A 25,397-nucleotide genomic window follows, 5' to 3' on the forward strand; every position below is an offset into this window, starting at 1 on the left:
GCGCGGCGCGTCGCGGCGGCGTCAGGTCGTGTCGGTCGCGTCGGGTCGCGTCAAGTGGTCGGCGCCGGCCGGTTCTGCGTGTGGACCTGCGCGAGCAGATGCGACGCGATGCGCGTGCTGCGCACCAGGTCGCCGGGCGCGTGGTGCGTGACCTGGCGTTGAATGAAGTAGCGCGCGGTGTGCGCGAGCCCGTTCGCGAACGTCGTCGTCGCGCGCCAGCCGAGCCGCTTCTGCGCGGCGGCCAGATTCGGCCGCCGCTGGCGCGGATCGTCGGACGGCAGCGGCCGGAACTCGATCGGCACGTTCGCGCCGACGATCCGCACGACTTCGCGCGCGACGTCGATCATCGCGATCTCGACGTCGCTGCCGAGATTGACCGGCTCGCTCGCGTCGCCCGGTTCGTCCATCAGCCGGATCAGCGCGTCGATCATGTCGTCCACGTAGCAGAACGAGCGCGTCTGCTTGCCGTCGCCATAGACGGTCAGCGGCTGTTCCGCGAGCGCCTGCGTGACGAAGTTCGACACCACGCGCCCGTCGGCCGGATGCATGCGCGGCCCGTAGGTATTGAAGATCCGCGCGATCCGCACGTCGACGCCGTACTGGCGGTGATAGTCCGAGAACAGCGTTTCCGCGCAGCGCTTGCCTTCGTCGTAGCACGCGCGAATGCCGGTCGGATTGACCCGGCCGCAATAGTGCTCGTCCTGCGGGTGGACGTCGGGGTCGCCGTACACCTCGCTCGTCGACGCCTGTAAAATCCGCGCCTTCACGCGTTTCGCGAGACCGAGCAGGTTGATCGCGCCGTGCACGCTGGTCTTCGTCGTCTGCACGGGGTCGCGCTGGTAGTGGACGGGCGACGCCGGACACGCGAGGTTGTAGATCTCGTCGACTTCGACGTAGAGCGGAAACGTCACGTCGTGCCGCATCAGCTCGAAGTTCGGCGCATCGAGCAGGTGCGCGATGTTGTCCTTCGCGCCCGTGTAGAAATTGTCGACGCACAGCACGTCGTGCCCGTCCGTCACCAGGCGCTCGCACAGATGCGAACCCAGAAAGCCGGCGCCGCCGGTGACGAGCACGCGTTTTCGATCGTAGCCCTTCATTACGTATTCTCCTTGCGGTGTGCGAGCACGCCTCGCGTGGTGGCGACCGGCGTGCGCCGGCCGGTGCCGGCCGACGTGCCGGCGCGCTGCGCGTGGGCGACGTCGCGGTAGATGTCGACGAGGCGGTCGGCGACGCCTTGCCACGTGTAGAAGCGATGCGCGCGCAGGTAGCCGGCGCGGCCGAGCGCCGCGCACAGGTCCGGCTGCGCCCGCAGTTGCACGAGGCGCGCGGCCAGCGCGGCCGGGTCGCGCGGCGGCACGAGATAGCCGGTGGTGCCGTCGTCGACCGTCGTGCGGATGCCGCCGACGTCGCTGCCGATCACCGGCGCCGCGCAGGCCATCGCCTCGACCGGCGTGATGCCGAACGGCTCGTACCACGGCGTCGTCACGAACACGTCGGCCGCGCTGTAGTACAGGTGCAGCGCGTCGCGATCGCGCCGGCCGACGAAGGTCACGCGGTTCGCGATCCCGAGTTCGTGCGCGAAGGCGGCGAGCCGCGCGAGTTCCGGATCGCGCGCGGGGTCGGGCGTCGGCTGGCTGCCGCCGACGACGTACAGGTGCGTCGGCCGTTGCGGATCCCGCGGCATGCGCGCGAGCGCGTCGATCACCGTGTCGATGCCCTTGCGCGGCACGAGGCGGCCCAGTTGCAGTATGACGAATGCGTCCTGCGGCCAGCCCAGCCGCGCGCGCGCATCGACGCGCGGCACCGGCCGGAATTCCCGCGCATCGAAGCCGCACGGCACGATCTCGATGCGCGCGGTATCGGCGCGATAGTGCGTCGTCAGGTCGAGCGCATCCTGCGGGCATTCGGCGATCAGGCGGTCCGAGCGGCGCGCGAGCGTGTCCTCGATCGCGAAGCGCGCGTCGGGGAAGCCGTCGGCCGTGCCCTGGTGCAGCCGCCGCACGCGCCCGAGCGCATGGAACGTCGTGACGAGCGGGATGCCGAGCGCTTTTTTCACGCGCAGCCCGGCTTCGCCGGACATGAAGAAGTTCGCGTGCATCACGTCGACGGGGTCGGGCTCGCGCCGCATGCGCGCGATCATGTATTGCGCGAATGCGCCCATGTACGGCAGCAGCCGCTCCTTGGGCACGTCGGTCGGCGGCCCGGCCGGCACGTGGATCACACGCATGCGCGCGCCGATCGACACCACTTCCGGCAAATGGGGATTGTCGCAGCGCGTGTAGACGTCGACGTCGAGGCCGCGCTCCGCGAGCTGCTTCGCGACGTTCGCGACATAGATGTTCTGACCGCCGGCATCGACGCCGCCGATCACGCCCAGCGGCGATGCATGTTCACTGATCAACGCGATTCTCTGCATGGTATTGCTCCCGATATCGGGGCCGCGCACACGGGCCGCCGTTATCGGTCCCTCGGCAATCGGCATGCCCGCCGCATGGCGGGGAAAACCGCTTCTCCCTGTGCCGAAAAAATTACAACGCGTTGGATGAAAGGGCGTCTGATCGCGATGGCGCGCAGGCATGCGGCGCACGCGGCGCGGCACGCGATTTGCGCGACTTCCGCTCACTCGCCGGTTCGCCCGGCCCGATGAAAAGGAGGTCACGATGAAGGTATTCCAGCTGCAAGCCCAGCCGCCGCGCATCCGTCGTCAGCGCGCGCTGCGCACCGGCATGGCGGTCGCGATCGCCGCGGCCACCGCGTGCTTGGTGGTCGCGCCGAACGCGGTCGCCGCCAGCGACGACGGCACTGCATCGTCGTCGACGTCGTCGCATTCGAGCACCGGCACGAAGATCCGCGACGCGACGATCACCACCAAGGCGAAGGCCGAGCTGACCGGCACGAGCGGCCTGTCGACCGGCGACATCCACGTGAAGACGCGGCACGGCACCGTGACGCTCACCGGCAGCGTGCCCGACGAGCAGCAGCGCACGCAGGCCGTCAGCGTCGTGAAGCAGATCGACGGCGTGCAGGACGTGCGCGACCAGTTGACCATCCGGCCTAAATAATCGCGACGCGACCGTAACAGGAGTCCAGTGATGAACTGCATGCTCAAACCGGTCGGCGAACAGGCGATCGTGATCACCGGCGCGACGAGCGGCATCGGTCTCGTCACCGCGCGCAAGGCGGCACGGCGCGGCGCGAAGCTCGTGCTGTTCGCGCGCAACGAGGACGCGCTGAACACGCTGTGCGAGGAAATCCGCCAGCACGGCGGGCTCGCGGTGCCGGTCGCCGGCGACGTCGGCAACATCGAGGATCTGCAGCGCGCGGCCGCGGCGGCGGCCGACACGTACGGCGGCTTCGACACCTGGGTGAACAACGCGGGCGTGTCGATCTTCGGCACGGCCGCCCAGGTGCCGCTCGAGGATCAGCGCCGGCTGTTCGACACCAACTACTGGGGCGTCGTGCACGGCTCGCTCGTCGCGGCCGACCATTTCCGGCGCAAGAGCGATTTCCACGGCGGCGCCATCATCAACATGGGCAGCGAGGCGTCCGACGCGCCGCTGCCGCTGCAAAGCGCGTACGTCGCGTCGAAGCACGCGGTGAAGGGCTTCACCGATTCGCTGCGGCTCGAGATGGAAGCCGATCACCTGCCGGTGTCCGTCACGCTGATCAAGCCGGCCGCGATGGACACGATGTTCGTGATGCACGCGAAAAACTACATGAACGTCGAGGCGAAGCTGCCGCCGCCGATCTACGACCCCGATCTGGTCGCCGACGCGGTCCTGTTCGCGGCCGCGCATCCGCGCCGCACGCTGTTCGTCGGCGGCGCGGCCAAGTTCACGTCGGCGAGCGCGTATCACGCGCCGCGGCTGTTCGATCGCGTCGCGGCCACGCTGTTCTCGCGCGGCCAGCGCACGGTGCGGCCCGCGCGGCCGCGCGACGACAACGCGCTGTACGACTCGCGCCATGCGCTGCACGAGCGCGAAGGCATGGAAGGGCCGGTGCTGCGCAGCTGTGCGTACAACTCGGTGGTGCAGCGCCCGAAGGTCGCCGGCGCGGTCGCGCTCGGCGCGGCGGCGCTGGTGTTTGCCGCATTCGCGCGGGCGCGCCGGTCGTCCGCGTGATTTCGTTCATTTTCCAAGGAGGCTTTCATGACATCCCGACAACATACGGGCCACGAATACAGCCACTCGCGCGCGCACGAAGGCGAGCGCACGCAGCAGGACCACGACAAGGGCGGCCATCAGTCCGGCCACGGCAAGCCGCCGAGCCCGGTCGACGTGCAGAAGGCGCTGAAGGGGATGGACTATCCGGCGAGCAAGTCGGACGTCGTGCAGTGCGCGGAACGCTCGCATGCGGACCGTGAGGTGCTCGACATGCTGCGCCAGATTCCCGAGCGCGAATACGACACGCCGGCATCGGTATCGAAGGAACTCGGGCGGCTGATGTAAGCGTCGCCCCGTCGCGCCGCGTGCGTGCGCGCGCGGCGCACCCATCATGAGGAGCACGACCATGGCGATGATCGTCGCAGGCCGTTTCACGACGTTCGATGAAGCGGAAGGTGGGGCGCGTCACCTCTACGAGCGCGCATTCGGGCCCGACGACGTGTCGATCTTCTTCCTGAACCCCGGCGGCCAGCACGCGCGCTTCCCGATCGGCGGCGACGTGTACGCCGACACGGCGGCGAAGCCGGGCGGGCGCGGCGCGATGGTCGGCGCGATGCGTGGGCTGCTGATCGGCGTCGTGATCGGATTGATCGTGTATGCGCTCGGCTTGCGCTACTGGTTCGTGCCGGCCGCCGCCGCGCTGGCCGGCGCGTATCTCGGCGCATTCGGCGGCGCGCTCGGCCGGATGCGCGGCGAGCAGGCCGAAGGCAAGGGCACGCTCGCGCAGAGCGAAACGGGCGTGATCCTCGCCGCGCGCGTGACGCCCGACACCGCAACGGCCGCCGAAGACGTGCTGCGCGCGACCGGCGCGAAGTCGATCGAGCGCGTCGAAGGCGACTGGCGGGACGGCGAATGGCGCGATTTCGATCCGGTACGCCGGCCCGACGAAGCCGCGTCCCGCGTCCCGCGCTGAATACGCCCTTTTTTCCAGACGCTTGCAACGCCAACCGCCACCCCCCGGCCGCCGCGTGCGGGCCGGCGTGCGCGGCACGTGGCACGCCGCTTGCGCAGCATCGGCGGCATCCGTTCAAGGAGGAATCCATGACCACCGCACAGACTCCACCGCCGCAGAAACAGGCGCAGCAGCCGGGCACCGAACGCGACATGCAGCCGAAGCCGCGCGACGAAGCGGCCGACTACGTCGGCAGCGGCAAGCTCGCGGGCAAGGTCGCGCTGGTGACGGGCGGCGACAGCGGGATCGGCCGCGCCGTCGCGATCGGTTTCGCGAAGGAGGGCGCGGACGTCGCGATCGTCTACCTGAAGGAATCCGACGACGCCGCGCATACGAAGCGATTGATCGAGCAGGCCGGCCGGCGCTGCGAGGCGATCGCCTGCGACGTCGGCGATCGCAAGCAGGCGCGCGACGCGATCGCGCGCACGGTCGAGCGGCTCGGCCGGCTCGACGTGCTCGTCAACAATGCGGGCGAGCAGCATCCGCAGCCGGGCATCGAGGACGTGTCCGAGGAGCAGCTCGAACGCACGTTCCGTACGAACGTGTACGGGATGTTCTTCTGCACGCAGGCCGCGCTGCCGCACATGAAGCAGGGCGGCCGCATCGTCAACACCGCGTCGGTCACCGCGTATCACGGCAGCCCGAAACTGCCCGACTACTCGGCGACCAAGGGCGCGATCGTCGCATTCACGCGGTCGCTGTCGATCGAGCTGGCCGAACGCGACATCCGCGTGAACGCGGTCGCGCCGGGGCCGATCTGGACGCCGCTGATTCCGTCGACGTTCACGCCCGAGCAGGTCGCGAAATTCGGCTCGAACGTGCCGCTCAAGCGGCCGGGCCAGCCGGACGAACTGATCGGCTGCTACGTGCTGCTCGCGTCGGAAGGCGCGAGTTACATGACCGGGCAGACACTGCATCCGAACGGAGGCTCGATCGTCGGCGGCTGATGGCCGTTTCCACGCAAGCACAAGGAGAAAGCAATGAGACAACCCCACTGGACGATCGCGGCGTTCGCCGCCGGCGTGCTCGCCGTATCGGGGCTCGCCCGCGCGCAGATGCCGAGCGAGCCGCCCGCGTCGAATTCGCACGTGCCGGGCGGCGTGATCAACCCGTCGTCGGGCGCGGGCGGCGCAGGCGACCCCGGCATCGCCAAAGCGCCGAAGGGCGTCGACGCGGAGTTCGTCGACAAGGCCGCGATGGCCGGCAAGGCGGAAGTGCAGGCGAGCCAGCTCGCGCTGAAGCAGGCGCAGTCGGCGGACGTGCGGGCGTTCGCGAAACGGATGGTCGCGGATCACGGCAAGGCGAACGCGAAGCTCACCGAACTCGCCGCGCGCAAGGGCATGAAGCCGCAGGTCGACCAGATCTCGGATCCGGACGTCGAGGCGCTGCGCGGCAAGAGCGGGCACGACTTCGATACCGCGTATCTCGCGGCGGCCGGCCCCGACGCGCACAAGAAGGCGATTGCGTTGTTCGAAGACGAAGCGCGCGACGGCAAGGACGCGCAGCTGCGCGCATTCGCGAAGTCCACGCTGCCGACGCTCAAGCATCACCTGAGCATGGCGCAGACGCTCGCACGCAAGGTGGGCGCGCAATAACGCGCGCCCGGTTCCACCCTGGGCCGCACGTGCGGCCCGCTTTTTCGGAGAAGCAGTCATGGCCCAACGGCAATCGAAGCACGAAGGTATCCTCGAACTGCTCTGCCAGGCATACGAAACCGAGCTTGGCGGCGCGAAGATCTACGAGGCCGCGCTCCAGTGCGCGACCGACGAGGACCTGCACAAGGAATGGGAGAAGTACCATCGCGAGACGATGCATCACCAGGAGGTGCTGCGCAAGGTATTCGCCACGCTCGGCCTCGATCCCGACGCGCAATCGCCGGGGCGCGCCGCGGTGGCGGCGACCGGCGAGTCGCTGGTGCGGGTGATCGAGCAGGCGAAGAAGCAGGCCGATCCGGCCGTCGCGCAGGTCGTCGCGGCCGAGTGCGTGGTGCTGGCCGAAACCAAGGACCACCTGAACTGGGAGCTGATCGGCTATGCGGCCGACCAACTGCCCGACAGCGACGCCGCGAAGGCGCTGAAGGCCGCGCACGACGAGGTGGAGGCCGACGAGGATCATCACCTATATCACACGCGTGGCTGGGCGCGTGAGATGTGGATCGAGTCGATGGGCTTCAAGGCGGTGCTGCCGCCGCCGGAAGAAGTGAAGAAGGTGGAGTCCGCCGCCGATGCGGCGCGTGCCGAGCGCTCGCGCGGCAAGATGATGTAATGCCCGGGCGGGCGGTGTCGCGCGGCGCGGCCGCCCGCCTGCAGGCCAATCAGGTTGCGTACGCAACCGTCTGCACGCCCCCCGCTGCGATTCATCACGTCAGCACGTCGACGATCATCGTCATCACCGACACCGCCATCAGCGCGACCGCCAGCCAACCCAGCAGTTTCGATACCGGGCCGCTGCCGGGCTGGCCGGCCGCATCGCACTTCTGCGACAGCAGCATCACGAACACGAGCATCGGCACCGCCGCGACGCCGTTGAGCACGGCGCTCCAGTACAGCGCGCGGATCGGGTCGATCGGACTGAAGCAGATCGCGATGCCGACGATCACGCACAGCGCGAGCACCGTGTAGAACGCGGGCGCGCGCCGCACCGGCTCGTTCAGCCCTTCGCGGAACCGCCACGCTTCCGCGCAACCGTAGGCGGCGCTGCCCGCGAATGCCGGAATCGCGAGCAGCCCGCAGCCGACGATGCCGAACGCGAACACCAGGAACGCGGCTTCGCCGGCGATCGGCCGCAGCGCCTCGGCGGCCTGCGCGGTGCTGCCGATGTCGTGCCGGCCGTGCGCGAAGAACACGGCCGCGCCGATCACCATGATGCAGAACGACACCGCGTTGGTGACGATCATGCCGCTCCACGTATCGAACGTGACGCGCTGCTCGGTCTCGCGGCGCGCGCCCGGTGCGCACGACGCATCGCCGTTGCGGCGCTCCGCCTGAGTTTCCTCGACCTCGAGCGCGGCCTGCCACACGAACAGATAGGGGCTCAGCGTCGTGCCGAGCACCGCGACCGCGGTCGTCGCATAGTCGTGCGTGAACGAAATGTGCGGCAGCGCGATCGCATGCAGCAGGTTGCTCCAGTCGACGTGCACGAAGCCGAGTTCGATCACGTACGCGAGCAGGCCGAGCGTCATCCATTTGAGCCAGCGCGCGTAGCGCTCATACGACAGCAGCACCTGCAGCGCGAGCGACGCCAGGCCGTAGAGCGGCGCATACCAGTAGCTGCGGCCGCCGACGACGAGCGCCGTCGCATCGCCCATCGCCGCGAGATCGGCGCCGACGTTCACGACGTTGACGATCACGACCATCACGATCAGCGTCTTCGCGAGGCGATCGGAGAAGTGTTCGCGGATGCCGGCCACGAGCCCTTCGCGATTGCGTCGCCCGATGAACGCCGCCGCGAGTTGCACGGCGACCATCATCGGCAGCGTGACGACGATCATCCACAGCATGTTGAAACCGAACTGGCTGCCGGCCTGCGCGTAGACGGCGACGTTGCTCGGATCGGCGTCGGACGCGCCCGCGAGCAGGCCGGGGCCGAGCCGCCGATACCACGGTTTCGCGGCGGTCGGCGGCGCGTCGGCTGCCGGCCGCGCGTCTTCGTCCAGTCCGCTCATCCGGCGTCCCCGTGCGACGGGCGAGCGCCGCCGTGCCGCCGCTCGCGTGCGAGGCGCGACGCGGTGCGCAACGCATCGACCAGCGTGCGGTACGCGTGTTCGCGGGAATCGGCGCCGCGCGTGCGCAGCACGTACGACGGGTGATAGGTCGCGACGACGAGCCGGCCGTCGGCGGTGCGCACCGGCGCGCGCGTGCGCTCCAGCGTCGCGTCGTTGTCCTGCAGCACCGCGCGCAGCGCCGTCGCGCCGAGCGCGACCACCACGCGCGGCTGGACGGCTTCGAGCTCGCGCTCGAGCCAGTAATGGCACGCGGCCACTTCGCGCTGCGCCGGCGTCTTGTGCAGCCGCCGCTTGCCGCGCGGTTCCCATTTGAAATGCTTGACCGCGTTCGTCAGGTAGACGTGCGAGCGTTCGATCCCGGCGTCGTCGAGTGCGCGGTCGAGCATGCGGCCGGCCGCGCCGACGAACGGCAGGCCCGTGCGGTCCTCCTGGTCGCCCGGCTGCTCGCCGACCAGCATGATCGGCGCGTCGACGGGGCCGGCACCCGGCACCGGTTGCGTCGCGTGTTCCCACAGCGCGCAGCGGCGGCACGCGTCGAGCGTGGCCGGCGCATCGTCGTCGGTTGGCGTCGCCGTCGGCGTCGGTTTCGGCGTCGACGTCGACTTCGGACGGTCGGGTGCCTTGCGGGTCATGCGGCGCCTCCGGCGCAGGCCGAAACAGCGGCGCGCCGCGATCGCGCGGAACATGCCGGCGCGCGCGCGGTCGCACGCGCAGAGGGACGCAAACCGGACGCTTGAAGCCGCATCGCGCGCATGAAGGACTCCTGGGTCGACGATGCGAAAGATGCAGCAACCGGCATGCCGCATGCAGTCGGTATGGGCGCGCGCCTTGCGGGGCAAGCCGGTCCAACGACAGGAGAAGCACGATGCAACCCGACCCCGGCGACGATCCGGCCGCCGACGACGTGCTGCTGTGGCGCGCACCCGACAGCGTGCCGCGCCGTCCGCGCCGCGTGCTGGTCGTCGACGACTATCGCGATGCGGCGGATGCGCTGCGCCTGCTGCTGGAGGCGCGCGGCTTCGAGTGCCGCGTCGCCGACGATCCGTTCGCCGTGTGCGACGTCGCGCGCGACTGGCAGCCATTCGCGGTCGTGCTCGACATCGCGATGCCGGGCCTCGACGGGTTGCAGCTCGCGGCGCGGCTGCGCGGCGATCCGCAAACGTCGGACATGCTGCTGGTCGCGTGCAGCGGGCTCGCGTCGCGGCGCGATTGCGAACGGGCGAAGGAAGCCGGCTTCGACGCGCACTGCGCGAAGCCGCTGACGCCGCACCGGCTGCTGGGCTACCTCGAATCGGCGAGCGGCGGCGCCGTGACGCCGGACGAGGACGTTACACGCTCCTTGTAAAAAGGCTGGCGGGTGCCGGACGCGCCGCCCGCGCCGCGGCGCGAGGACAAAAAAACGCCCCGCGCGAGCGGGGCGTGTCGAACGAATGCGGAACGCAGGCGCCGGCGAACCGACGCGCGTCACGGGACGGTCAGTGACGGCCGCGCGTGCGCGGATCGTCGAGATCCTCGGTCGGGTCGGTCAGCCCGAGTTCGTCGCCGGCACTCCAGTACGGCGTGCTCCCGTAGAACTCGTGCAGCGGCTCGGCCCATTGCGGGTCGGCCATCGCCGGCCAGTGGTCCTTGTCGAACCCCGGCGCATTGCGAATCCGCTCGGACGAAACCGACAGCAGGAAGCACTTGCGTTCGGTGTCCAGCGTCAGCGCGTTCCACGGGATCGCGTGCAGCTTGTCGCCGATGCCGAGGATGCCGCCGCTCGACAGCACCGCGTACGCGATGCGGCCCGAGCGCACGTCGAGCATGATGTCCTTGATCTTGCCGACATCGTCGCCGTCGGTCGTGTAGACCTTGTCGCCTTCCAGCGTATCGGCCGCCATCACGTCGGGGCCGGGGCCGGCCGCCGTCGCGGCGCCCTTGCCGATGATGCGGGTCTGACCTTGATCGGAAGTCTGCATGGTTTCCTCCTGGCTGCGTGGGGCGCGACCGTGCCCGGGGGCGGGCCCTGCGGGTCGCGCGGGTTGTCGAGGCGAAGCGGGAATCGCTCCGTCACGTCTGCTTCGGTTGCGACACGCCTTCCAGCGTGTTCGCGACGTCGTCGCGCTCGGGGCTGGCCGTGCGCGTCGCGATGTCGGCGAGCGACAGCATGCCGACCAGTCGCTTGTCGTGATCGACGACGGGCAGCCGGCGCAGTTGCGCGTCGGCCATGTAGTGCTGGATCTCGTCCAGCGGATCGTCGTCGAAGCACCATTCGATCGGGCCGGATGCGACCTCGTGGATTCGCGTCTCCGGCGGCTTGCCGGCCGAGATCGCGCGCACTGCGAGGTCGCGGTCCGTCACCATCCCGATCAGCCGGTTGTTGTCGCACACGGGCAGCGCGCCGATGTCGTAGCGCTCCATCAGTTGGGCGGCGTGACGGATCGAGTCGGTCGGGGCGATCCGCACGACGTCCTGCGACATGATTTCGTTGACGCGATGCATGAAATTCTCCTTGCGGGTGTTGAAGCAATGTGCCGATGCGGCTGTTGCGATCCAGCAAACCGCGTGCCGTGCACGCGGCTCGTCTCGTCACTTGTCGTCGCGTTTGCGCTTGTCCTCCCACGGCCCGCCGTCGTGCGTGCCGGGCGGCGTGTCGGGCTCGATGCGCGTGACGCCGCCGGTCGCGGGCGGGTCGCTGGCCGGAAACGTGTCCTCGAGCTGCTTGTCGATATGGCGCTCCGAATGGCGCGTGCGCGTGTGGTCCTGGTCCTTCAGCGGGGGGTGCGGGTCGGGCTGCCGCTCGCGCGCCGGTGCGTCTTGGCCGTGCCGGGTCGAATCCTTCATGGCGGTGCTCCGTATGGGTGACGAGGAGCCGCCTCTGGCGCAACCCGCGTTCCCGCTCCGCACGCACGGCACGCGACTTGCCGCTGCGACAGCGACGACCACGACGACGACCATGACGACACGGCGCAACAGGGTGTCTGCTGCGCGCACATCGAGCGGGAGGCACGATGACGATTCCGAAACGACGACCAGGGGTGCGCTACGAAATCAATGTATGCGGCGGCGGATTCGATTCGGTGAAAAGCCATTTCGATACGTGGAAACACGAACCGCTGATCTACCGGCCCGAGCGCCGGATGTTCGAAGGCAAGGCCGACGTGCGGCCGCTCGGCGACGAGACGTTCGGCGCGACCGAACCCGCGCGCTTCGCGCTGCAGCGCGCGTGCGAGCCGTCGGATCCGTATGCGCTTGCTGCGCGCGTGCGCGACGACGGCCGCGAGCTGTGGCTCGTGATGGCCGCGTACGACGCGTAGCGGCGTGCTTGCAAGATTTGCAGCGAGCGGTGTAGCGAAGGCACGGCGAGCCGCGCCGGACCGCGCGACTGCGTATCGATCCCCGCCGGACCCCCCGCGTGCGGCCACCCGAACGGATGGCACGCGGCTTGCGAATCTTCGGTACGCGGCGCGTCGCGCCGATCCCGACCCGAACCCGCAACGAGGGAATGAATGCCGATGACACACGAATCTGCGCAGTGGCTGCAACGGCCCGAACCGCCGTTGCCCGACATCGAGCCGGACCCTGCGCCGCCCGATCCCGACGACGTGCCGCCGGACATGCCCGAACCGTACCGGGAACCGGAGGGCGATCCGCCGGGGCATGCGCCGCCGGAACGCGATCCGCCGTCGCCGGAGCCCCCGGTGCGTGCACGGCCGGCGGGCGCGATGCCGCCGAGACGAAGGGAGGGACTGCAATGAGCATCCGCGTGAAACCCGGCATGCTGCGCGACCTCGCCGAAACGCTCGGCCGCCATTTCGAGGCGCGCGCGATGCCGTTCCACGTCGAGGAGCACCCGGCCGGCGCATTGCATATCGGCTTTCGCGTCGACGGCCATCCGGCGTCGCTGACCGTGACGTTCGACGCCGATGCGTTCGGCGCGCTCGAACGGGCCGACATCGACCGGCAACGCGGCACGCTCACGCGCGTCGCGGCCGAATTCGACACGATGATGGCGCGCCGCGCACCGACCGCGTACGCGGGCGATTTCCATTTCAACCGGCTCTGAGCCGTGCCGCCACGGTGTAGCCCGGAGCCGTCGATTCCAGGGAGGAGGACTCGATGAACACGATCCAGACGATAGCCTGTGCGTTCGCCGCGGCGTGCGCGCTGGGCGCATGCACGCAACCGGCCAGCGGCCCGTACGGCACGCATGCGGCGCCGCCCGCGCCGCCCGACGGGCGCGGCGCGCAGTCGACCACGACGATGCCGGACGCGAACACGCGCTACGACACGCGTCCGTCGCCGGGCAACACGATGCCGCCGGGCACGACCGTCGACGTACCGGCAGACGTGCCGCCGCCGGGCCCGAACGGCACGCAGAGCGACCGGCCGCTGCCGGGCACGCCGCCGCCGATGCAGTACTGACGACACGCCGCGTCACGGCATGCCGCACCGCGATGCGGCCGGAGGAACGCGATGGCGAATCAGCATGAGCACCTGGAGGACTGGCTGCGCGATGCGTACGCGATGGAGCGCCAGGCCGAGACGATGATCGATGCGCAGATGAAGCGGGTCGACCACTATCCTCAACTGCAGGACCGGCTGCGGCTGCATCTCGACGCCACGCTCGGCCAGCAGGCGCTCGTCGAAGCGTGCCTGATGCGGCTCGGCACGTCGCCGTAGGCGACCAAGGATCTCGCCGCGCGCGTCGCCGCGTACGGGCAGGTCGCGAGCGGCATGCTCGCGGACGACGAAGTCGTGAAGACGGCGCTCGCCGCTTACGCGTTCTCGCAGCTCGAGACCGCCGCCTACACGGCGCTCGTCGCGGCCGCGCAAGCTGCGGGCGAAGACGAAATCCGCGCGTGTTGCGAGCGGATCCTGCAGCAGGAGCGCGACATGGCTGCGTGGCTGCTGCGCCATCTGCCCGAGTTGACGACCGCGTTTCTCGACCGTTCGGCGGTCGACCGCATCGACGCGAAACGATAGCCGCGCGGCCGCCGAGCCGCTTCCGGCGTGCGTCGTCTCCCGCGAGCGAAATACGTGCCCCCTAACTTGCCCCCGGCTTGTAAAAAAGCGGCTCTCGCACGCGGCGAAACGGGGCGCGAACCGGCGAGAGCCGCGTCGCAGCGCGCTTCGCGCGACTGGCATGGAAGCTGCATGACGTCCGGGAGAAGACATACCGCGAACCCGCGAACCCCACGTCAGGAGGCTTTCGATGCCCGTCTCGCTTGCGCTGCAGATGCGACAGCATCTGGCACTTACGCCGAGGCTCCAGCAGTCGCTGCGACTGCTTCAGTTGTCCTCGCTCGAGTTTCAACAGGAATTGCGCCAGGCGCTCGACATGAACCCGTTTCTGGAAGACGGCCAGAGCGACGACGAAACTGCGGCGGCGACCCCCGAGCAGCCGCCCGAAGCGGCGGCGCCCGACGCGGCGCCCGAGCGCGACGACATCCGGCCGCCGGACGGCGAGGTGCCGTTTACGGCCGCGCCCGCGCCGCGCGGCACGAGCCGTCAGGGCGACGACGCGGACGGCCTGTCGCCGGGCGAATGGATGGCCGCCGAGCCGTCGCTGCATCAGCAGCTGCACGATGCGCTGCGACTCTATCCGCTCAACCGGCGCGACCGCGAAGCCGCGCGCCTCGTGATCGATGCGCTGGACGACGACGGCTATCTGCGTCAGGAGCTGGCCGAACTGCTGGTCGCCGCCGATCCGGCGTTGCTGCTGTCGGAGCAGGATCTGGCGGTCGCGCTGCGGCTCGTGCAGATGCTCGACCGGCCGGGCATCGCGGCCCGCTCGTTGTCCGAGTGCCTGGTGCTGCAGCTCGACGCGATTCCGGCCGGCACGCCGGCGCTCGCGGAAGCGAAGGCGCTCGCACGCGAGCATCTGGAGCGGCTCGCGCGCCGCGAGACGGCCGAGATCCAGCGGCGCCTCGGCTGCAACGCGCACACGCTGCAGGCGGCCTGCGCGCTGGTGCGCGGGCTCGATCCGCGCCCCGGCAATCACTACGGCAGCACGCGCGGCGACTACGTGGTGCCCGACGTGATCGTGCGCCAGGTGCGCGACGAATGGATCGTGACGATCAATCCAGCCGTGCTGCCGCGCGCCCGCTTGCACGAGCGCTATGCGACGCTGTTCGCGCAGTCGAGCGGCGAACGCGATTCGCCGCTCGGCCAGCAGTTGCAGGAAGCGCGCTGGCTGATCCGCAACGTGCAGAAGCGCTTCGACACGATCCAGCGCGTGGGCGAATGCATCGTCGCGCGTCAGCGCGATTTCTTCCGCTACGGCGAGATCGCGATGAAGCCGCTGGTGCTGCGCGACATCGCGGAAGAGCTCGACCTGCACGAATCGACCGTCTCGCGCGCGACCGGCAACAAGTACATGGCCACGCCGCACGGCACGTTCGAGTTCAAGCATTTCTTCCCGCGCAAGCTCGAGGCGGCCGGCAAGGGCGTGTGTTCGGCGTCGGCCGCGAAGGTGCTGATCCGCGACATGATCGCGGCCGAGCGGCATACCGACCCCCTGTCCGACGTCGCGCTCGCGGAGAACCTCGCGGGCCGCGGCATTCTTCTTGCGCGTCGCACGGTGACCAAGTATCGCCAGGCGATGAAGATTCCGCCGGCCGACCTGCGGCGTCGCGACGCCGCGTGACGGCCTCATTGTTCCAACCCGCGCGTGCCGCGCGTCGAGTCGGCTCGCGCGCCAACGAGAGGAGCGCAACCATGCCAGCCAAATCCCAGGCTCAGCAGCGCGCCGCCGGGGCCGCGCTGTCGGCCAAGCGCGGTGACACGAAAATGAAGGACCTGAAGCCGCCGTCGAAATCGATGGCCAAGTCGATGAGCGAGAAAGAGCTCGAGAAAATGGCTTCCACATCCACGCACGGCAAACCGAAACACAAGCACGATGCGTGATCGGCGCCGACGTTTAGTGACGACTGCAGTCATCCAGGAGGGTTCCATGCTTCGATACGCCATCATCTTCTTCGTCATCGCGATCATTGCCGCCGTGTTCGGCTTCGGCGGCATCGCGGCCGGTGCGGCCGAGATCGCGAAGATCCTGTTCTACATCTTCGTCGTGATCTTCCTGGTCACGTTGCTGCTGGGGGTCGTGCGCCGATGACGGTCACGCCCGACCGGTCGCAGCGCGTCGCGGAACTCGAGCACGCGTTCGCGATCGGTTTTCCGTCGCAGTCGACCGTCGTCGTGCATGCGGACGACGCGTCCGGGCGGCTGACGATCCACGTGTCGTGGGTGCGCGTGCCGTCCGACGAGGACGCGCGCGAGTGGCGCTGCACGGTCGACATGCGGTTCGACGCGGACGTGATCGAACGCTACGCGACGCTCGGCACGGCCGACCGGCTGCGCGTGCGCACGCAGCTGTGCGATCGTGCGCGGCGCGCGGTGGACGAGCACAAGCCGCGCGTCGAGGACGCCGCGATCGAATGCAACGTCGCGCTCGACGTGACGGCCGCGGAATTCGACGCGGCGCTGCGCGCGCCCTGACGCCGCCACCGGCCCGCGGCCGTTCGCGGCACGCCGGGCCGGCTTTCCCTGCCGTCCGCACGCGCGCGCCGCGGCGCGGCGCGGCGCCGTGCGGCAGCGGCTTCCTACCGAATTCCAAGAGGATACCTGACGATGACGACTCCCCCATCCGCCGGCAAGACGCCCCCGACGCAACCGCACGACAGCGCGAAGTCGCGTCAGCTCGACGAGCACCGTGCGCGGCCCGACGGCGAGGCGCTGCGGACCAACCAGGGCGTGCGGATCGCCGATAACCAGAACACGCTGCGCGGCGGCGCGCGCGGGCCGTCGCTGCTCGAAGACTTCATCATGCGCGAAAAGATCACGCATTTCGATCACGAGCGCATTCCGGAGCGGGTGGTGCATGCGCGCGGCTCGGCCGCGCATGGCGTGTTCCGCGTGTACGAACCGATGGCCGACTACACGAAGGCCGCGTTCCTGCAGGACCCGGCCGCCGAAACGCCGGTCTACGTGCGCTTCTCGACCGTGCAGGGGCCGCGCGGCTCGTCCGACACCGTGCGCGACGTGCGCGGCTTCGCGGTGAAGTTCTATACCGAGGAAGGCAACTACGACCTCGTCGGCAACAACATGCCGGTGTTCTTCATCCAGGACGCGATCAAGTTTCCCGACTTCGTGCATGCGGTGAAGCCCGAGGCGCCGAACGAGATGCCGACCGGCGCGTCCGCGCACGACACCTTTTGGGATTTCGTGTCGCTGGTGCCGGAAACGACGCACATGGTGCTGTGGCTGATGTCGGACCGTGCGCTGCCGGCCAGCTATCGCGCGATGGACGGCTTCGGCGTGCACACGTTCCGCTTCGTGAACGCGGCCGGCGTCGAGCGTTTCGTGAAATTCCACTGGCGGCCCGTGAGCGGCGCGTATTCGCTGCTGTGGGACGAGGCGCAGCGGATCGCCGGCCACGACCCGGATTTCAACCGGCGCGACCTGTGGACCGCGATCGAGCGCGGCGACTATCCGGCGTTCGAACTCGGCGTGCAGATGATCGACCCGGCCGATGCCGACAAATTCGACTTCGACCTGCTGGATCCGACCAAGCTCGTGCCGGAAGAGCTCGTGCCGGTGCGGCCGATCGGCCGGATGACGCTGAACCGCAACCCCGACAACTTTTTCGCGGAGACCGAGCAGGTCGCGTTTCATCCGGGCCACGTGGTGCCGGGCATCGATTTCACGAACGACCCGCTGCTGCAGGGGCGGCTGTTCTCGTACACGGACACGCAGCTGAGCCGGCTCGGCGGTCCGAACTTCCACGAGATTCCGATCAACCGGCCGGTGTGCCCGTTCGCGAACAACCAGCGCGACGCGATGCATCGGCAGGCGATCAACGTCGGGCAAGCGTCGTACGAGCCGAATTCGACGAGCGGCGGCTGGCCGCGCGAGACGCCGCCGGCGCCGTCCGGCGGCGGGTTCGAGACCGTGCCCGAGCCGCTCGAAGGCCACAAGGTGCGCGTGCGCAGCGAATCGTTTGCCGACCATTTCTCGCAGGCCGCGCTGTTCTACCAGAGCATGACCGACATCGAGCAGCGGCATATCCGCGACGCGTACTGCTTCGAGCTCGGCAAGGTGACGCAGCCGCACATTCGCGAGCGCGTGGTCAACGAGATCATCGCGCGCTTCGACGCGGGGCTCGCCGCGCAGGTCGCCGAACGGCTCGGGCTGCCTGCGCCGCAGGCGGGCGCGACGCCGGTCGTCGCGCAGCGTTCGCCGGCGCTGAGCCTGATCGGCCGCGCGAAGCCCGGCATCCGCTCGCGCAAGATCGCGCTGATCGCGACGCCCGGCGTGAATCAGGTGCTGGTCGAGCAGGTGCGCGACGCGTTGCTCGCCGCGCACGCGGTGCCGACGATCGTCGCGCCGACGCTCGCGCCGATCGGCGGCATCGTGCCGGAGGCGACACTGGTCGGCATGCCGTCGGTGATGTTCGACGCGGTATTCGTGTGCGGCGGCGGCGGCGACGGCGATGGCCGCGATCTCGCGCATAGCGCCGAGGCCCGCCATTTCGTGCGCGAGGCGTTCAAGCACCTGAAGCCGATCGCGGCCGTCGGCTCCGGGCGGCAACTGCTGAGCGCCGCGCACCTGCCGGACCCGGCCGAGGGCGTGTGCGTCGGGCAGCCCGTCGATATGGACAAGGTCCTGAACACGCTGTCGGATCACCTCGGCCAGCATCGCGTCTGGGCGCGCGAACAGCAGGCGGCGGAGCTGCCGGCATAGGGCCGAAAGCGGCCAGAAGCGGCCAGAAGCGGCCGACAGCGGTTTGCGCCGTACCGCGCGCCTGCCTTCGGGCGGGCGCGCATTCGGCAAGGAGGAACACGCATGGCACCGCGGATGATATGGAAAGGCGCGATCAGCTTCGGGCTCGTGCACGTGCCCGTGCAGCTGTTTCCGGCGACGCGCACCGTGAAGCCGTCGTTCCGGATGCTCGACAAGCGCTCGATGGACCCGATCGGCTATCGGCAGATCAACAAGCGCACCGGCAAGGAAGTCACGCGCGAGGACATCGTGCGCGGCTACGAGTACGAGAAGGAGCGCTACGTCGTGCTCACCGACGACGAGATCCGCGCGGCGAACCCGGAATCGACGCAGACCGTCGACATCCTGACCTTCGTCGACGAGGACGCCGTGTCGTTCCTCTATCTCGACACGCCGTACTACCTGGTGCCGGACCGCAAGGGCGAGAAGGTCTATACGCTGCTGCGCGACGCGCTGAAGGACAGCGGCAAGATCGGTATCGCGCTCGTGGTGATGCGCGACCGCCAGCATCTGGGCGCGCTGATTCCGGTCGGGCCGATACTCGCGCTCGACACGCTGCGCTGGCAGGAAGAACTGCGGCCGCTCGACGAACTGTCGGTGCCGGCCGCCGACGCGAAGGGCGCGGGCGTCACCGCGCGCGAGCTCGGGATGGCGAAGAAGCTGATCGACGACATGTCCGGCACCTGGACGCCCGACGAATATCACGACACGTTTCGCGACGACATCCTCGAACTGGTCGAGCGCAAGGTGCGTGCGGGCAAGATCGAGGAGATCGAGGATCGGCCCGCGCAGACCGGCCGCGCGGCGAGCAACGTCGTCGATCTCACCGAGTTGCTGAAGCGCAGCCTGAAGGGCGGCGCCGGTGCGCGGGCGGCGGATCTGCGTGGAGCGCGCGACGAAGGGGAGGACGAGGCGTCATCGTCATCGTCGCGGGGCGGCGCGCGCCGCAAGCCGCCTTCGAAATCCGCATCGAAAGGCACGACGACGAAAACCGCGGCAACCCAAACCGCGGCGAAGAAGACCGCCGCGAAACGCGGCGCCGCGAGCGACCATGCGGCGAAGAAGACCGCCGCGCGCCGCAAGCACGCGGCGTGACGCCGATCACGCCGACTCCGATTTCGATTTCGACTCCGATTCCGACGAGGTGACGCGATGGCCGGCAAGCTCGATCCGTATCGCCGCAAGCGCCATTTCGGCGCAACGCCCGAGCCCGAAGGCGCGCACGGGAAGCGGCGCACGAAGGCCGATGCGAAGGGCGACACGAAAGCGGGCACGAAGCCGAAGGCGAAGCCTGCCGCGCGCGCAAGCCATCCGCTGCGCTTCGTGATCCAGGAGCACCACGCGCGCCGGCTGCACTACGACTTCCGGCTCGAACTCGACGGCACGCTGAAGTCGTGGGCCGTGCCGAAGGGGCCGAGCTTCGATCCGCAGGTGAAGCGGCTCGCGGTGCACGTCGAGGACCATCCGCTCGAATACGCGTCGTTCGAAGGCGAGATTCCGGCCGGGCATTACGGTGCGGGGTCGGTCGTCGTCTGGGACGAGGGCACGTGGACGCCGGACGGCGGCGTTGCGCGGGCACGCGAAGGCTATCGGGCCGGCAAGCTGTCGTTCCGGCTCGACGGCGAGAAGCTGCACGGCGGCTGGGCGCTCGTGCGCAGCGGGCGGCAGGAAGGGCGCCAGGAGCAGTGGCTGCTGATCAAGGAGCGCGACGACGACGCCCGCAGCGCCGATGAATTCGACGTCGTCGGCGAGCGGCCGGGGAGTGTGCACGCCGGCGCGTCGAACGGCGCGGCGCGCAAGCGCGCGGCTCGGCGCGGTCGATCGACGGGTGACGCCGGCGATGGACATGACGCGCGCCACGCCAGTGACGCCAGCCATGAAAGCCACGAAAGCCCCCGCCCCGCCGATCCGTCGCAGGTCGAAGGCGCGGTGCGTGCGCCGCTGCCGGAGCGCGTCGGCCCGCAACTCGCGACGCTGGTCGACGCGCCGCCGACCCACGGCGGCTGGTGCTACGAACTGAAGTTCGACGGCTATCGGATCCTCGCGCGCATCGCGGGGAAGGGCGCTCGCCGGCGCGTCACGCTGACGACGCGCGAAGGCCGCGACTGGACCGCGAAGCTGCGCGCGCAGCGCGACGCGCTCGCGGCGCTCGACGTCGACGACGCATGGCTCGACGGCGAGGCCGTCGTGCTCGGCGAGAACGGCTTGCCCGATTTCCAGGCGCTGCAGAACGCGTTCGGCGCGGACCGCTCGGACACGGTCACCTTCTTCGTATTCGATCTGCCTTATCTCGACGGCTACGACCTGCGCGACGCGCGGCTCACCGCGCGTCGCGCGCTGCTCGAACCGCTGCTCGCGAACAGCGACCCGGCGCGCGTGCGCTTTTCGCCCGATCTCGGCGAGGACGTCGCGTCGCTGATCGCGAGCGCGTGCGACACCGGCCTCGAAGGGCTGATCGGCAAGCGTGCGGACTCGCGCTACCGCGCCGGTCGTTCGCCTGCGTGGATCAAGCTCAAATGCCGACGTCGGCAGGAGTTCGTGATCGGCGGCTTTACGGAGCCGTCCGGCAGCCGGCACGGCTTCGGCGCGCTGCTGCTCGGCGTGCACGAACCGGCGCCGGCCGGCAAGCGGCGGCGCGGGCCGACGCCGCTGCGCTACGTCGGCCGCGTCGGCACCGGCTTCGACGCGCGGATGCTCGACCGTCTCGCCGCGATCCTGCGCAAGCACGAACGCGACACGATGCCGTTCGATGCGCCGCCGCGCGAACGCACGCGCACGCGCGTGCACTGGGTCGAGCCGACGCTCGTCGCCGAATGCGAATTCGCGGAATGGACCGGCGACGGGATCGTGCGACAGGCCGCGTTCATCGCGCTGCGCGACGACAAGCCGGCGGAGCAGATCGTCCGCGAAATGCCGAAACACACGGAAACGGAGGTGACGATGGATCAACGCCAGACCCCGCACGACGACACACGCAAGCGCGCATCGCCTGCCGCTCACGACACCGCCGATCGCAAGCGCCCGTCACGTTCTCGTGCAGCCGCCCGCGCCGAAGGCGACGCGTCCGGCCCCGACACGCTCGGCCGCGTGCGCATCACGCATCCCGAGCGCGTGCTCGACCCGCAAAGCGGCACGCGCAAGATCGATCTCGCGCGTTACTGGCAGTGGGTCGCGCCGTGGCTGCTCGCCGACCTGAAAGGCCGGCCCGTATCGCTCGTGCGCGCGCCGGGCGACATCGCCGGCGAGCTGTTCTTCCAGAAGCACGCGGAGCGCCGCGAGATCCCGTTCGTCACGCAGCACGAAGGGCTCGATCCCGGCCACGGGCCGCTGCTGTCGATCGACAGCGTCGATGCGCTGCTCGGCGCCGCGCAGATGGGCACGGTCGAGCTGCACACGTGGAACGCGCACGCGTCGAACATCGAGCGGCCGGACCGCATCGTGTTCGACCTCGATCCCGACCCGGCGCTGCCGTGGCGCACGATGATCGACGCCGCGCAACTCGTGCGCGGGCTGCTCGACGAACTGGGGCTCGTGTCGTTCTGCAAGACGAGCGGCGGCAAGGGGCTGCACGTCGTCGTGCCGCTCACGCGGCATGCGGGCTGGGACGACGTGAAGGACTTTTCGCGCGCGGTCGCGCAGCACGTCGCCGGCACGCTGCCCGACCGTTTCACCGCGACGATGGGGCCGCGCCACCGGCGCGGCAAGATCTTCGTCGACTATCTGCGCAACGGGCGCGGCGCGAGCACGATCGCCGCGTATTCGGTGCGGGCGCGGCCCGGCATGGGCGTGTCGGTGCCGCTCGACTGGGACGAGGTACCCGACACGACGGGCGGCGCGCAATGGACGATCGATACGCTGCACGAGCGGCTGGACACGCTGAAGCGCGACCCGTGGGAAGGCTATGCGAGGACGCGCCAGCGCATCACCGCGGCGATGCGGGCGCGGCTCGACGCCGGTGCGTGAAGCGTCAGCGCCGATGCTGCTGCAGCCGGTAATACCAGTTCATCAGCGGCGTCGCGGAGATCCCGTGCGCGACCACCGAAGCCGATACCACGGCCAGCACCGGCGCCGCGAGGGGGCGCACCACGTCGGACGGCCCGTGCTCGAGCGCGAACAGCAGGTAGTAGAACGAACCGATCCCGCGAATGCCGAACCACGCCATCAGCCGCCGCTGCGCATGCGTCGCGCGCGAGCCGGTGAGCGTGACCAGCACCGCGAGCGGACGCACGACGACGAACAGCGCGGCGGCCAGCGCGATGGCGCCCCACGTGAGCAGCGGGCCGGGCAACGTCGCGAGCACGCTGCCGATCATCGTCATCACGATCGCTTCGGCGATCCGTTCGAGCTCGATCGTGAAGCCGAGCACCGATTCGGCCATGAACGCATGCGCTTTGTCCGGATGCTTCTCGGTGGCGACCACGTCTTCCGAGTCGATCTGGCCGATCACTTCGCGCGGTGGCCGGTCGCCGCTCGCGCGATGCTCGACCCATCGCATCGCGACGCCGGCCGCGAACGTCGCGATGAAGCCGAACGTGTGCGCGAGCTGCGCGGCGCCGAACGACAGCACGATCAGCGCGAGCGCGAAGAAGCCTTCGAGGCCGAGCGCCTGGCCGTGGCGCGTGCGCAGCCACCCGATCGTCTTCGTCGTGACCCAGCCGAGCCCGCCGCCGATCGCGGCCGCACCGGCGATGCCCCACAGCGCGACGAGCGCGAACGTGCCGGACAGCGGCGGGATGCCGTGCGTGGCGCCCGGTGCGCCGCACAGCGCGAGCCCCGCGAGCGCGAACGGCAGCGCGATGCCGTCGTTCATCCCGCCTTCGCCGGACAACGCGAAGCGCACCAGGTCGCGATCGCCCGGATCGTGCACCTGCACGTCGTGCGCGAGCACCGGGTCGGTCGGCGCGAGGATCGCCGCGAGCAGCAGCGCGGGGCCCCAGCCGAGGGCCAGCGCGAGCACCGCGCATGCGGCGAGCAGCGGCACGGTGACGATCATCGCGAGCAGCCCGAGACGGCACGGCACGAGCCACAGCTTGTCGGACAGCGGCACGCGCAGCCGCAGCCCGATCGCGAACAGCGACACCAGCAGCGCGACTTCGACGATCTCGCGCAGCAGCGGCCCGTCGCGTTCGAGGTCGAGATGCAGCAGGCCGGCGCCGGCCGGGCCGAGCGCGACGCCGAGCACCAGGTAAATCATGGCCGAGCTGCATGGCAGGTGGCGCAGCGCCGACGTCACGACGCCCATGCCGAGCAGCACGGCGCCGATGATCAGGTACCAGAGGGTTTCGTGCATGCGTGTGAATCGCAGGGAGGGAGACGGGCGGCGCGCCAGCCGTCACGGCTTGCGGCCGAAGGCTTCGCGCAGTTTCCGCTTCGCGCGTTCGAGCGTCGTACGGCGCGTCTTCGGCAGGTTGCGGCCCGCGCGGTTCACGTAGAAGTTCAGCATCGACATCGCCGACTGGAACGGCGACGCCTTGCGGCGACGGCTGTGCTCGGCCGAGTGCTTCAGCGACGCCGCGATCGCGGCCGGATCGTCGGATTTGAAGATGTCGGGCTCGATGTCGAGCGCATCGCTTTTTTGCGTGACTTCGCCGGACCAGCGCTTGCGGTGGGCCGGGTCGGCGCTGCGCGCGCGGCCCGGGCGGCGCGTGTGGCGCTTGCCGTGCGCATGGGAAGCAGAGGCGGAAGCGGAAGGCATCAGGCAGGGGCTCCGTATGAGGTGACAGAAAGGTCGTGTGGACAGAGGCGCCGCAAATCCCGTGCCGCGTCGCGAACGTGGCCAGTGACGGCATGGGCCTTGCTGAGACGTCGGAGCAGGAATTTCCATCACGCGATCACCCATAGGGAGAAAACGCCATGAAATCAGCATTCGAATCGAAGTTTGTCGCGCGGCGCGTGCTGGCCGGCGCGGCCGTCGCGATCGTCGCGGCGGCGCCGCCCGCGTGGGCGCAGAATTCGCAGCGCTCGGACGAGGGCACTGGCGCGCCGAATCCGTCGATGGACATGTCGACGCCGAGCGCCAACGGCAATACGGCCGCGCCGCCTCCGCCGGCGGGTACGCAACGGCATGGCGCGAAGCACGGGATGCGTTCGCATAGCGGGGTGGCCGGCCATGTGAAGCCGGGCGGCGGCCCGAACGGCGCGGGCCAGGGCGGTAGCGGCGCCGCGGGCGGCGGTGTCGGCGGCGGCTCTGGCGGCGCCGGCGGGTCGGGCGGTATGGGCGGCTCGGGTGGAACGAGCGGCACGGGCGCCGGCAACGGCGGTTCGGCCGGCTCGACGGGCACGGGCGGCGGCGGGGCCGGCGGCACGGGCGGCGGGTCCAGCGGTTATTGACGGTGTCGTGCCGGCGCGGCCGGCACGGCGCGATGGCGGCGCGGTTTCCCGGGACGGGCGCACCGCCACCACGCAGGAGGACATCATGCAATCGAATTCCCGGATTTTCCTGGAGCACGACGAGATCGACGGCGAGGCAAGCGACATGGACGATCTCGACACGACGGTCCACGTGGACGTCGAAACGGGCAGGGTCATGTTCCACGCAGCGTGGGCGAACGCCGTCGAGGCGCCGCCCGAGGCGGCCCGGCATTCGGTCGTGCTCGCGCTCGAATGCTCGACGATGGAACGCTACGCGGATCTCGACGAAGGCGCGCGGATGCGCGTGCACGCGATGCTGCACGACGCCGTGCAGCAGACGCTCGAGCAATTGCCCGATACCGGCGAAAACCTGACGCTGACGGTGGAACTGACCGACGCGATGCTCGACGCCGCCCGTCATCTGCAGTAATCGCATCGGATCGAC

The 25,397-nt window shown here is 69.8% G+C and carries 30 protein-coding genes and 1 pseudogene; 22 read left to right on the top strand and 9 right to left on the bottom strand.

All coding sequences use genetic code 11. The features are described 5' to 3' along the window. Nucleotides 1–50: 50 nt before the first annotated feature. Complete coding sequence (locus tag HWX76_RS19380) at nucleotides 51–1,097, bottom strand: UDP-glucuronic acid decarboxylase family protein (RefSeq protein ID WP_089490328.1); 1,047 nt, start codon at nucleotides 1,095–1,097, stop codon at nucleotides 51–53. Then, complete coding sequence (locus HWX76_RS19385; protein ID WP_050013998.1) at nucleotides 1,097–2,416, bottom strand: glycosyltransferase family 1 protein; 1,320 nt, start codon at nucleotides 2,414–2,416, stop codon at nucleotides 1,097–1,099. Before HWX76_RS19385 ends, HWX76_RS19380 begins: the two co-directional genes overlap by 1 nt. A 244-nt stretch (nucleotides 2,417–2,660) precedes the next feature. On the opposite strand from HWX76_RS19385, the gene HWX76_RS19390 reads away from it, so the two are divergent. The 7 genes from HWX76_RS19390 (at nucleotide 2,661) to HWX76_RS19420 (ending at nucleotide 7,380) form a co-directional block, all read left to right on the top strand. Beyond that, on the top strand, nucleotides 2,661–3,062 hold the full coding sequence (locus tag HWX76_RS19390; RefSeq protein ID WP_176016195.1) for a BON domain-containing protein: 402 nt from the start codon (nucleotides 2,661–2,663) through the stop codon (nucleotides 3,060–3,062). A gap of 30 nt (nucleotides 3,063–3,092) precedes the next feature. Continuing rightward, nucleotides 3,093–4,121: an SDR family oxidoreductase gene (locus HWX76_RS19395; RefSeq protein WP_050013996.1), complete on the top strand. Its 1,029-nt coding sequence runs from the start codon at nucleotides 3,093–3,095 to the stop codon at nucleotides 4,119–4,121. A 27-nt stretch (nucleotides 4,122–4,148) separates the two neighbouring features. Beyond that, on the top strand, nucleotides 4,149–4,448 hold the full coding sequence (locus HWX76_RS19400) for a DUF2795 domain-containing protein (protein WP_089490329.1): 300 nt from the start codon (nucleotides 4,149–4,151) through the stop codon (nucleotides 4,446–4,448). 61 nt (nucleotides 4,449–4,509) lie between these two features. After that, on the top strand, nucleotides 4,510–5,076 hold the full coding sequence (locus tag HWX76_RS19405) for a hypothetical protein (RefSeq protein ID WP_050013995.1): 567 nt from the start codon (nucleotides 4,510–4,512) through the stop codon (nucleotides 5,074–5,076). A 128-nt stretch (nucleotides 5,077–5,204) separates the two neighbouring features. Continuing rightward, complete coding sequence (locus HWX76_RS19410; RefSeq protein ID WP_124638216.1) at nucleotides 5,205–6,062, top strand: SDR family oxidoreductase; 858 nt, start codon at nucleotides 5,205–5,207, stop codon at nucleotides 6,060–6,062. Between the two features lie 33 nt (nucleotides 6,063–6,095). Further along, nucleotides 6,096–6,710, top strand: coding sequence for a DUF4142 domain-containing protein (locus tag HWX76_RS19415; protein ID WP_124555912.1), 615 nt, complete (start codon nucleotides 6,096–6,098; stop codon nucleotides 6,708–6,710). Between the two features lie 58 nt (nucleotides 6,711–6,768). Next, a complete protein-coding gene (locus HWX76_RS19420) occupies nucleotides 6,769–7,380 on the top strand; it encodes a DUF892 family protein (protein WP_050013992.1) in 612 nt (203 codons plus the stop codon). A gap of 94 nt (nucleotides 7,381–7,474) precedes the next feature. Here the strand turns inward: HWX76_RS19420 and HWX76_RS19425 are convergent, their stop codons facing one another. Continuing rightward, nucleotides 7,475–8,779 carry a divalent metal cation transporter gene (locus HWX76_RS19425; RefSeq protein WP_176016196.1) on the bottom strand — a complete coding sequence of 435 codons (1,305 nt, stop codon included), beginning with the start codon at nucleotides 8,777–8,779 and terminating at the stop codon, nucleotides 7,475–7,477. Further along, on the bottom strand, nucleotides 8,776–9,471 hold the full coding sequence (locus HWX76_RS19430) for a UdgX family uracil-DNA binding protein (protein ID WP_176016197.1): 696 nt from the start codon (nucleotides 9,469–9,471) through the stop codon (nucleotides 8,776–8,778). Before HWX76_RS19430 ends, HWX76_RS19425 begins: the two co-directional genes overlap by 4 nt. 233 nt (nucleotides 9,472–9,704) lie before the next feature. Between HWX76_RS19430 and HWX76_RS19435 the strand changes: the two genes are divergently transcribed. Beyond that, nucleotides 9,705–10,184, top strand: a complete 480-nt coding sequence (locus HWX76_RS19435) for a response regulator (RefSeq protein WP_089490333.1) — start codon at nucleotides 9,705–9,707, stop codon at nucleotides 10,182–10,184. A gap of 130 nt (nucleotides 10,185–10,314) precedes the next feature. On the opposite strand, the gene HWX76_RS19440 is transcribed toward HWX76_RS19435, so the two are convergent. The 3 genes from HWX76_RS19440 to HWX76_RS19450 form a co-directional block, all read right to left on the bottom strand. Further along, a complete protein-coding gene (locus HWX76_RS19440) occupies nucleotides 10,315–10,797 on the bottom strand; it encodes a PRC-barrel domain-containing protein (protein WP_124631014.1) in 483 nt (160 codons plus the stop codon). Nucleotides 10,798–10,888: 91 nt separating this feature from the next. After that, on the bottom strand, nucleotides 10,889–11,320 hold the full coding sequence (locus tag HWX76_RS19445) for a CBS domain-containing protein (protein ID WP_050013987.1): 432 nt from the start codon (nucleotides 11,318–11,320) through the stop codon (nucleotides 10,889–10,891). Between the two features lie 87 nt (nucleotides 11,321–11,407). Next, nucleotides 11,408–11,662, bottom strand: a complete 255-nt coding sequence (locus HWX76_RS19450; RefSeq protein ID WP_089490335.1) for a hypothetical protein — start codon at nucleotides 11,660–11,662, stop codon at nucleotides 11,408–11,410. Nucleotides 11,663–11,829: 167 nt separating this feature from the next. On the opposite strand from HWX76_RS19450, the gene HWX76_RS19455 reads away from it, so the two are divergent. The 12 genes and pseudogenes from HWX76_RS19455 (at nucleotide 11,830) to ligD (ending at nucleotide 22,564) form a co-directional block, all read left to right on the top strand. Then, entirely contained in the window at nucleotides 11,830–12,135 is a 306-nt protein-coding gene (locus HWX76_RS19455) for a hypothetical protein (protein ID WP_027805702.1), read from the top strand. Between the two features lie 192 nt (nucleotides 12,136–12,327). Then, nucleotides 12,328–12,576: a hypothetical protein gene (locus HWX76_RS19460; RefSeq protein WP_124555907.1), complete on the top strand. Its 249-nt coding sequence runs from the start codon at nucleotides 12,328–12,330 to the stop codon at nucleotides 12,574–12,576. Beyond that, the gene (locus HWX76_RS19465) at nucleotides 12,573–12,884 is read left to right on the top strand and encodes a hypothetical protein (protein ID WP_089490336.1); all 312 of its coding nucleotides are present in this window, start codon (nucleotides 12,573–12,575) and stop codon (nucleotides 12,882–12,884) included. Before HWX76_RS19460 ends, HWX76_RS19465 begins: the two co-directional genes overlap by 4 nt. A 53-nt stretch (nucleotides 12,885–12,937) precedes the next feature. Next, nucleotides 12,938–13,243 (top strand): hypothetical protein, encoded by a 306-nt coding sequence (locus HWX76_RS19470; RefSeq protein WP_089490337.1) that lies wholly within the window; start codon nucleotides 12,938–12,940, stop codon nucleotides 13,241–13,243. A gap of 51 nt (nucleotides 13,244–13,294) precedes the next feature. Then, nucleotides 13,295–13,804: pseudogene (locus tag HWX76_RS19475) on the top strand (DUF892 family protein). Between the two features lie 229 nt (nucleotides 13,805–14,033). Next, the gene (locus HWX76_RS19480; RefSeq protein ID WP_176016198.1) at nucleotides 14,034–15,467 is read left to right on the top strand and encodes an RNA polymerase factor sigma-54; all 1,434 of its coding nucleotides are present in this window, start codon (nucleotides 14,034–14,036) and stop codon (nucleotides 15,465–15,467) included. 71 nt (nucleotides 15,468–15,538) lie between these two features. Next, complete coding sequence (locus tag HWX76_RS19485) at nucleotides 15,539–15,727, top strand: DUF3008 family protein (RefSeq protein WP_089490339.1); 189 nt, start codon at nucleotides 15,539–15,541, stop codon at nucleotides 15,725–15,727. A 46-nt stretch (nucleotides 15,728–15,773) separates the two neighbouring features. Then, nucleotides 15,774–15,935, top strand: a complete 162-nt coding sequence (locus HWX76_RS19490) for a DUF1328 family protein (RefSeq protein WP_006498332.1) — start codon at nucleotides 15,774–15,776, stop codon at nucleotides 15,933–15,935. After that, on the top strand, nucleotides 15,932–16,318 hold the full coding sequence (locus HWX76_RS19495; protein ID WP_089490340.1) for a DUF3022 domain-containing protein: 387 nt from the start codon (nucleotides 15,932–15,934) through the stop codon (nucleotides 16,316–16,318). Before HWX76_RS19490 ends, HWX76_RS19495 begins: the two co-directional genes overlap by 4 nt. A 132-nt stretch (nucleotides 16,319–16,450) precedes the next feature. Beyond that, entirely contained in the window at nucleotides 16,451–18,562 is a 2,112-nt protein-coding gene (gene katE / locus HWX76_RS19500) for a catalase HPII (RefSeq protein WP_124638208.1), read from the top strand. A 102-nt stretch (nucleotides 18,563–18,664) separates the two neighbouring features. Continuing rightward, the gene (locus tag HWX76_RS19505; protein ID WP_089490342.1) at nucleotides 18,665–19,696 is read left to right on the top strand and encodes a Ku protein; all 1,032 of its coding nucleotides are present in this window, start codon (nucleotides 18,665–18,667) and stop codon (nucleotides 19,694–19,696) included. A gap of 57 nt (nucleotides 19,697–19,753) precedes the next feature. Further along, a complete protein-coding gene (gene ligD, locus HWX76_RS19510) occupies nucleotides 19,754–22,564 on the top strand; it encodes a DNA ligase D (protein WP_176016199.1) in 2,811 nt (936 codons plus the stop codon). A 4-nt stretch (nucleotides 22,565–22,568) separates the two neighbouring features. Here ligD and HWX76_RS19515 read toward each other — a convergent pair whose 3' ends face one another. Next, on the bottom strand, nucleotides 22,569–23,891 hold the full coding sequence (locus tag HWX76_RS19515; RefSeq protein WP_089490344.1) for a cation:proton antiporter: 1,323 nt from the start codon (nucleotides 23,889–23,891) through the stop codon (nucleotides 22,569–22,571). A gap of 42 nt (nucleotides 23,892–23,933) precedes the next feature. Beyond that, on the bottom strand, nucleotides 23,934–24,296 hold the full coding sequence (locus tag HWX76_RS19520) for a DUF3175 domain-containing protein (RefSeq protein WP_050013976.1): 363 nt from the start codon (nucleotides 24,294–24,296) through the stop codon (nucleotides 23,934–23,936). Between the two features lie 158 nt (nucleotides 24,297–24,454). Here HWX76_RS19520 and HWX76_RS19525 point away from each other — a divergent pair, with 158 nt between their 5' ends. Continuing rightward, on the top strand, nucleotides 24,455–24,931 hold the full coding sequence (locus HWX76_RS19525) for a hypothetical protein (RefSeq protein ID WP_176016200.1): 477 nt from the start codon (nucleotides 24,455–24,457) through the stop codon (nucleotides 24,929–24,931). 85 nt (nucleotides 24,932–25,016) lie between these two features. Then, nucleotides 25,017–25,382: a DUF3022 domain-containing protein gene (locus HWX76_RS19530; RefSeq protein WP_050013974.1), complete on the top strand. Its 366-nt coding sequence runs from the start codon at nucleotides 25,017–25,019 to the stop codon at nucleotides 25,380–25,382. The last annotated feature ends 15 nt before the right edge of the window (nucleotides 25,383–25,397 follow it).

Source organism: Burkholderia sp. BCC0398 (genome assembly GCF_902833245.1).
Lineage (GTDB): Bacteria > Pseudomonadota > Gammaproteobacteria > Burkholderiales > Burkholderiaceae > Burkholderia > Burkholderia sola.

Bases quoted from the DNA above. Each gene is read 5' to 3' on its own strand.
- HWX76_RS19385 (WP_050013998.1), bottom strand. From the start codon at position 2,416: ATGCAGAGAATCGCGTTGATCAGTGAACATGCATCGCCGCTGGGCGTG.
- HWX76_RS19425 (WP_176016196.1), bottom strand. From the start codon at position 8,779: ATGAGCGGACTGGACGAAGACGCGCGGCCGGCAGCCGACGCGCCGCCG.
- HWX76_RS19435 (WP_089490333.1), top strand. From the start codon at position 9,705: ATGCAACCCGACCCCGGCGACGATCCGGCCGCCGACGACGTGCTGCTG.
- HWX76_RS19515 (WP_089490344.1), bottom strand. From the start codon at position 23,891: ATGCACGAAACCCTCTGGTACCTGATCATCGGCGCCGTGCTGCTCGGC.
- HWX76_RS19470 (WP_089490337.1), top strand. From the start codon at position 12,938: ATGAACACGATCCAGACGATAGCCTGTGCGTTCGCCGCGGCGTGCGCG.
- HWX76_RS19450 (WP_089490335.1), bottom strand. From the start codon at position 11,662: ATGAAGGATTCGACCCGGCACGGCCAAGACGCACCGGCGCGCGAGCGG.
- HWX76_RS19410 (WP_124638216.1), top strand. From the start codon at position 5,205: ATGACCACCGCACAGACTCCACCGCCGCAGAAACAGGCGCAGCAGCCG.
- HWX76_RS19465 (WP_089490336.1), top strand. From the start codon at position 12,573: ATGAGCATCCGCGTGAAACCCGGCATGCTGCGCGACCTCGCCGAAACG.
- HWX76_RS19445 (WP_050013987.1), bottom strand. From the start codon at position 11,320: ATGCATCGCGTCAACGAAATCATGTCGCAGGACGTCGTGCGGATCGCC.
- HWX76_RS19420 (WP_050013992.1), top strand. From the start codon at position 6,769: ATGGCCCAACGGCAATCGAAGCACGAAGGTATCCTCGAACTGCTCTGC.
- HWX76_RS19525 (WP_176016200.1), top strand. From the start codon at position 24,455: ATGAAATCAGCATTCGAATCGAAGTTTGTCGCGCGGCGCGTGCTGGCC.
- HWX76_RS19455 (WP_027805702.1), top strand. From the start codon at position 11,830: ATGACGATTCCGAAACGACGACCAGGGGTGCGCTACGAAATCAATGTA.
- HWX76_RS19390 (WP_176016195.1), top strand. From the start codon at position 2,661: ATGAAGGTATTCCAGCTGCAAGCCCAGCCGCCGCGCATCCGTCGTCAG.
- HWX76_RS19380 (WP_089490328.1), bottom strand. From the start codon at position 1,097: ATGAAGGGCTACGATCGAAAACGCGTGCTCGTCACCGGCGGCGCCGGC.
- HWX76_RS19485 (WP_089490339.1), top strand. From the start codon at position 15,539: ATGCCAGCCAAATCCCAGGCTCAGCAGCGCGCCGCCGGGGCCGCGCTG.
- HWX76_RS19400 (WP_089490329.1), top strand. From the start codon at position 4,149: ATGACATCCCGACAACATACGGGCCACGAATACAGCCACTCGCGCGCG.
- HWX76_RS19480 (WP_176016198.1), top strand. From the start codon at position 14,034: ATGCCCGTCTCGCTTGCGCTGCAGATGCGACAGCATCTGGCACTTACG.
- HWX76_RS19415 (WP_124555912.1), top strand. From the start codon at position 6,096: ATGAGACAACCCCACTGGACGATCGCGGCGTTCGCCGCCGGCGTGCTC.
- HWX76_RS19460 (WP_124555907.1), top strand. From the start codon at position 12,328: ATGCCGATGACACACGAATCTGCGCAGTGGCTGCAACGGCCCGAACCG.
- ligD (WP_176016199.1), top strand. From the start codon at position 19,754: ATGGCCGGCAAGCTCGATCCGTATCGCCGCAAGCGCCATTTCGGCGCA.
- HWX76_RS19395 (WP_050013996.1), top strand. From the start codon at position 3,093: ATGAACTGCATGCTCAAACCGGTCGGCGAACAGGCGATCGTGATCACC.
- HWX76_RS19405 (WP_050013995.1), top strand. From the start codon at position 4,510: ATGGCGATGATCGTCGCAGGCCGTTTCACGACGTTCGATGAAGCGGAA.
- HWX76_RS19430 (WP_176016197.1), bottom strand. From the start codon at position 9,471: ATGACCCGCAAGGCACCCGACCGTCCGAAGTCGACGTCGACGCCGAAA.
- katE (WP_124638208.1), top strand. From the start codon at position 16,451: ATGACGACTCCCCCATCCGCCGGCAAGACGCCCCCGACGCAACCGCAC.
- HWX76_RS19490 (WP_006498332.1), top strand. From the start codon at position 15,774: ATGCTTCGATACGCCATCATCTTCTTCGTCATCGCGATCATTGCCGCC.
- HWX76_RS19505 (WP_089490342.1), top strand. From the start codon at position 18,665: ATGGCACCGCGGATGATATGGAAAGGCGCGATCAGCTTCGGGCTCGTG.
- HWX76_RS19520 (WP_050013976.1), bottom strand. From the start codon at position 24,296: ATGCCTTCCGCTTCCGCCTCTGCTTCCCATGCGCACGGCAAGCGCCAC.
- HWX76_RS19440 (WP_124631014.1), bottom strand. From the start codon at position 10,797: ATGCAGACTTCCGATCAAGGTCAGACCCGCATCATCGGCAAGGGCGCC.
- HWX76_RS19530 (WP_050013974.1), top strand. From the start codon at position 25,017: ATGCAATCGAATTCCCGGATTTTCCTGGAGCACGACGAGATCGACGGC.
- HWX76_RS19495 (WP_089490340.1), top strand. From the start codon at position 15,932: ATGACGGTCACGCCCGACCGGTCGCAGCGCGTCGCGGAACTCGAGCAC.